Raw genomic sequence first — 1,725 nt, 5'->3', positions numbered from 1 at the left:
CCCGTCGCGCGCCGCGCTCGCCCGGCGCGGCGCGGGCGCAGTCGAGGCCGCCCTCGAACCGCGCCGCCTCGCGCATTTCGCGCTCCTGTAGAATCCCCCACTCAGTTTGACGCATCGTCCCCGCCGCGCCCCATCCCGGTGCGGCGGCGCGTGTTCCGTGCTCTACCCGGCGCTCAGCACACCTTCCGACGACGCGGGCCGCGGCCGTGCGCCTGTTCACGCCAACAGCGGGCCCTGGAGACGCAGCACCGACAACTACATTCGAAAACCGATCGTCCTGACCATGCAAGCTTCCGAACTGAGCGGCGTGCCTCGCGCCGCCGAACGCGCGCTCACGCGCAGCGACTACAAAACCCTTGGCCTCGCCGCGCTCGGCGGCGCGCTCGAGTTCTACGACTTCATCATCTTCGTGTTCTTCGCGCCCGCGATCGGCCAGCTGTTCTTCCCGCACGACATTCCCGACTGGCTGCGCCAGTTGCAGACGTTCGGCATCTTCGCGGCCGGCTATCTCGCGCGTCCGCTCGGCGGCGTGATCATGGCGCACTTCGGCGACCTCGTCGGCCGCAAGCGGATGTTTACGCTCAGCGTGCTGCTGATGTCCGTGCCGACGCTGCTGATGGGCCTGCTGCCGACCTACGACACGATCGGCATCCTCGCGCCGGTGCTCCTGCTGCTGTTCCGCATCCTGCAGGGCGCGGCCGTCGGCGGCGAAGTGCCGGGCGCGTGGGTGTTCGTGTCCGAGCACGTGCCGTCGCGGCACATCGGCTATGCGTGCGGCACGCTGACCGCCGGGCTGACGGCCGGCATCCTGCTCGGCTCGCTCGTCGCCGCCGGCGTGAACAGCCGCTATTCGACCGCCGAAGTCGCCGCGTTCGCGTGGCGCATTCCGTTCCTGCTCGGCGGTGTGTTCGGGCTGTTCTCCGTGTATCTGCGCCGCTGGCTGCACGAAACGCCGGTGTTCGCCGAGATGAAGGCGAAGAAGGCGCTTGCCGCCGAGATTCCGCTGAAGGCCGTGCTGCGCGATCACGGCCGCGCGGTGATCGTGTCGATGCTGCTCACGTGGATGCTGTCCGCGGCGATCGTCGTCGTGATCCTGATGACGCCCGCGCTGCTGCAGAAGCAGTTCCACCTGACGCCCGCGACCACGCTGTTCGCGAACAGCGTCGCGACGCTGTGCCTGACGGCCGGCTGCATCAGCGCCGGCTCGCTCGCCGGCTGGTTCGGCGCGAAGCGCGTGCTCGGCATCGGCGGCCTCGTGCTCGCCGCGTGCTACTACCTGCTGTTCGCACAGGTCGCCGCCGACGCGTCGACGCTGCCGCTGTACTACGGCATCGCGGGCTTCACGGTCGGCACGATCGGCGCCGTGCCGTTCGTGATGGTGAAGAGCTTCCCGCCGGTCGTGCGCTTCTCCGGCATCTCGTTCTCGTACAACGTCGCGTATGCGATCTTCGGCGGCCTGACGCCCGTGATCGTGTCGCTGATGATGAAGTGGAACCCGATGGCGCCGGTCGTGTATGTCGCGGCGATCTGCGTGCTCGGCGCGATCGCCGTGCAGTTCGCGAAGGATGCGAAGGACGTGACGGCCGCGCGCTGAGCGCGCCCAGGCGCCCGACGAACGAAGGGCCGAATTCCGCACGCGGCGGAATTCGGCCCTTTCGTCTTTGCGCCGCCGCAGCGGCGCAGCGGCGCGGTGGTGCGGTGGCGCGGTGGCGCGGTGGCGCGGTG

1 protein-coding gene is annotated in these 1,725 nt (G+C 69.5%); it reads left to right on the top strand.

The annotated features are described in order from the left end of the window. The first annotated feature begins 283 nt into the window (after positions 1-283). Positions 284-1,594 carry an MFS transporter gene (locus tag HMPREF3115_RS10835; RefSeq protein WP_035489171.1) on the top strand — a complete coding sequence of 437 codons (1,311 nt, stop codon included), beginning with the start codon at positions 284-286 and terminating at the stop codon, positions 1,592-1,594. Positions 1,595-1,725: the final 131 nt, after the last annotated feature.

It is taken from the genome of Burkholderia sp. HMSC10F09 (genome assembly GCF_001806955.1).
GTDB lineage: Bacteria > Pseudomonadota > Gammaproteobacteria > Burkholderiales > Burkholderiaceae > Burkholderia > Burkholderia multivorans.
This window is presented reverse-complemented; position numbering and strand designations above follow the sequence as displayed.

Bases quoted from the DNA above. Each gene is read 5' to 3' on its own strand.
- HMPREF3115_RS10835 (WP_035489171.1), top strand. From the start codon at position 284: ATGCAAGCTTCCGAACTGAGCGGCGTGCCTCGCGCCGCCGAACGCGCG.